Annotated in this window: 4 protein-coding genes (1 of these 4 only partly in view); all 4 read right to left on the bottom strand. The window is 52.1% G+C overall.

What is annotated here, in order from left to right; genetic code table 11:
• A partial coding sequence (locus HZB31_01170) for an Ig-like domain-containing protein (protein MBI5846564.1) occupies positions 1 to 1,485 on the bottom strand: 1,485 nt, incomplete at its 3' end.
• Between the two features lie 38 nt (positions 1,486 to 1,523).
• Positions 1,524 to 2,102 (bottom strand): hypothetical protein, encoded by a 579-nt coding sequence (locus HZB31_01175; protein MBI5846565.1) that lies wholly within the window; start codon positions 2,100 to 2,102, stop codon positions 1,524 to 1,526.
• 2 nt (positions 2,103 to 2,104) lie between these two features.
• Positions 2,105 to 2,671: a zf-HC2 domain-containing protein gene (locus tag HZB31_01180; GenBank protein MBI5846566.1), complete on the bottom strand. Its 567-nt coding sequence runs from the start codon at positions 2,669 to 2,671 to the stop codon at positions 2,105 to 2,107.
• Positions 2,655 to 3,161: the 3' portion of an RNA polymerase sigma factor gene (locus HZB31_01185; GenBank protein MBI5846567.1), read on the bottom strand. It continues 48 nt past the right edge of the window; only the last 507 of its 555 coding nucleotides appear in the window; the start codon falls outside the window, past its right edge; its stop codon occupies positions 2,655 to 2,657. Before HZB31_01185 ends, HZB31_01180 begins: the two co-directional genes overlap by 17 nt.

The raw sequence follows: 3,161 nt of genomic DNA on the forward strand, positions 1-3,161 counted from the left end.
CGAATCATTAAAGTAGTCCCACCAGGCTGCATAGATCGGCACAGTGTTCTTCGTGAACCTGAAGATATAGACATTGCCTGATGCCTGTATCGTCTGGATATTCTTCCAGTCGGAGCCCTCAAGCATTTCCACCATTTTCTTGTAGGTATAATAACTGAGTTTCTTGACGCCGAGGCCCAGGTCATTGACTCCCCATCCGTCATAGATGAGCCCTGTGTAGTCGAAGTAGCCGCCGTCATACTTGAACCCTTCCATGAGGCCGAAGGCCGGAAAGATCTTTTTCACGCCAAAGGTAAGTGGATACACGAACCGCTTGAAGTAATCCATAGCCTGCTGATGTTCGGTCTGGAAAGGATAATCAAACGGTACGGGCTTAACAGATGTCGGATCGCCGCTGTATGAGCCCATCTCCGCTATCCAAAATGGTATTGTGGGGAAACCGTTGGCATTCAGAGCCGCCCTGACATGGTCGTTGACATCCTTTGTTCCAAGATAATCGCCCGTGGCATTGCCATACCAGTGGAAGTCCATCACATCTACGTATTGCCCGCCAAGGGCCTCAAGAATAGGTTTATAATGCTGATCGAAATTCGACAGGTAATCTGCCACCGGCGGCATACCCGGCACTCCGCCGATCAGGACCATACAGTCGGAGCACACCTCCTTGATCGCCGTATAGGTTATTCGCTGCAGGTCTGCAAAACCGCTTCTCAGGCTGCTAGGCTCGTTCCCTACCTGCCAATATTTGATGGGGCTGTGCAATCCCGACGCGGCATAAGAATCACCGCCATAGCGCCGCACCAGCGCCTTTACAAAGGCGACATATTTCTGCTCGTCCACGGGGAAATATGACCCTGCCAGACAGCGGCCTTCATCGATTGGCCCCTGTGGCGCAATGTTCGCCAGAATGTTCATTCCGGCCGGGACTCTGCTCCACTGTTGGTCATACCGCGTAAAATCGTAAGCCTCGCTCGCAAGATCGGGCTGGACCAGAAACCAATACGCATATACCCCATCTCGCGTCCATTTGACGCCGATGTTCGAAGCGTCCCCATACCCGTTACTGGTATATCCCTGTTTTGCAACCGAGGCTGGATGAAAACCAAAGGGACTTTCGATAACAGCGTCGCTAACAGTCAGGGTTGTGCTTCCTGCAATGTTCCCCGATGTCGCCGTAATGGTGGTCACGCCTGCGGTTGTTGCCGTTGCCAGACCGGTAATGTTAATAGTCGCAACCGCACTGTTTGAAGATGTCCAGGTTGCTGAACTGCTCAGGTCTTGGGTTGAACTGTCCGAATATGTCCCAATTGCCGTAAACTGTTGTGTATTCCCCACCGTGATACTCGGGTTGGCCGGTGTTACTATAATCGAGACCAACGTTGCAGATGTATTGTCACTTCCACTATCGCGGCCATTACCTCCGCCACCCCCGCAGGAACACAACATTACAGCAAGAAGCGCAGACAGGATTATTGTTACCCTCATTGTGCCCCCTCCTCTGCACGCTTTTTATCTAATCGGCATCATCTGCCAGGTTGAGGCCTTATCGGACCGTTGCGCTCATCCGCAGTCCTGGGAGAAAATCTCTGATCCCTGCTGCCAGGTCCGTCGCCCCTTCTTTCTCTTGCCTCATCGATAAGTTCCCGGATTTCCCTGTTGAATTCCTGCTGAAAGAGAACATACTTCGCCTGCTGCTCCAAAGACAGGATATTCCTGAGTTCAGCACGCTCCTCATCATTGGTCCGCTGCAACGCAGTATGGTTCTGTTCGAGACGATCGAGAGCAGCCTTCATCTTCGCCTCATTCTTTTCCTTCACCGCCGCTCTCAACTCGCGCATGCCCTCGCGAACCCCTGTCTCGGCCTCTGCCCTCTTCCTGTCGCAACTGTTGAGCACCGGAAACACCTGTGCCGAGATCTTCTCGTTGAGGTCAAGAGCGCTGGTCAGCTTCCACATTCTCATGGTCTCGATCTTTTTCCTGACCTTCTCCATCTGCTCCTTCGAAGGCGGTCTGTCCCGATCGTCAAAGGGCTCGGCAATCGCTGCCGCGGACCATGCCGTAAGAAACACAAACACCAGTAAGCCGGTAATCTTTCTATTCATTTTCATCCTCCTGTTTGATCTTTTGTCCGCAATGTCCTGTATAACGCAGAGAGTTCGTCCGAACTCAACGTTACAAATTCGCTGTGATATGATGGCGTCACGCCATCCAATAGAGCCACTTCTTCGGCAGTCAGCCAGCCTTTGTGTTTCGGTATCTGCCTTTCAGTAATATCGCCTAATTCAAGGAGAGAGTATTCAAGCGGATCGCGGAACAGGGGATCACGCTGAGGGGCCTGCCGCACCTGAAGCGAAAAAACAAAAAAAACCATAATGATCAGCATCAGTGCCGCCGCAAGCGGCAGCAGCCGCAAAAAGGAAAATCTCTTAGCAGACCGGCGGGCATGATCATCCCTGCTCAGGGCACGGATCTTCTGAGGAAGTGTCTTCCAGAACAGATCTCCGGGGTCAGGCGTCTCGCAGTCCCTCAAATCCTTTAACAGGACGAGCATTTCCACACATTCCGCGCATTGCCCCAGATGAGCCTCGACGCATTGTTTCTGGTCGTCCGTAAGCCGCGTCTCTGCATACTCGGGCAGCAGCCCTTCTATTTCATCATGAGACAGTGTCATGTCCCTTCTCCTTCATTGCATCACGAAGTTTTTGCAATCCATTATGGTAATGGGCCTTGACCGCACCTTCTGAGCATCCCATCACCCCTGCAGTCTCTTCACAGCTAAGTCCTTCATAGACCCTGAGCACGATCGTAAGCCTCTGGCGCTCTGGCAGCAGACCCAGAGCAGATCGCACGTCCAGTATCCTCTGCCTCTCCATGAGCAGGGACAGTGCCCCTTTTTGGTTGCATATGATCGTTTCTGTTATTTCGATCTCATCTTTCCGGCCCTGCCGGATCTGGTTCAGGCTCGCATGCGCCGCTATCTGATACAGCCAGGTCTTAAACGAAGATTGCCGCCTGAAATTCCGTATGCCGCCGATTACGTTCATAAAGGTCTTCTGGGTAAGATCCTTTGCCTCTTCCATGTCCCTCGTCATGCGATAGACAAACGCATAGATAACACGCTGATATTTCAGCACAATTTCTTCCATTGCCACATCGTCACC

The sequence above is a fragment of the Nitrospirota bacterium genome (genome assembly GCA_016235245.1).
Taxonomy (GTDB): domain Bacteria; phylum Nitrospirota; class Thermodesulfovibrionia; order Thermodesulfovibrionales; family UBA6898; genus UBA6898.

Coding starts and splice junctions, on each gene's coding strand:
- HZB31_01175 (MBI5846565.1), bottom strand. CDS start 2,102: ATGAATAGAAAGATTACCGGCTTACTGGTGTTTGTGTTTCTTACGGCA.
- HZB31_01180 (MBI5846566.1), bottom strand. CDS start 2,671: ATGACACTGTCTCATGATGAAATAGAAGGGCTGCTGCCCGAGTATGCA.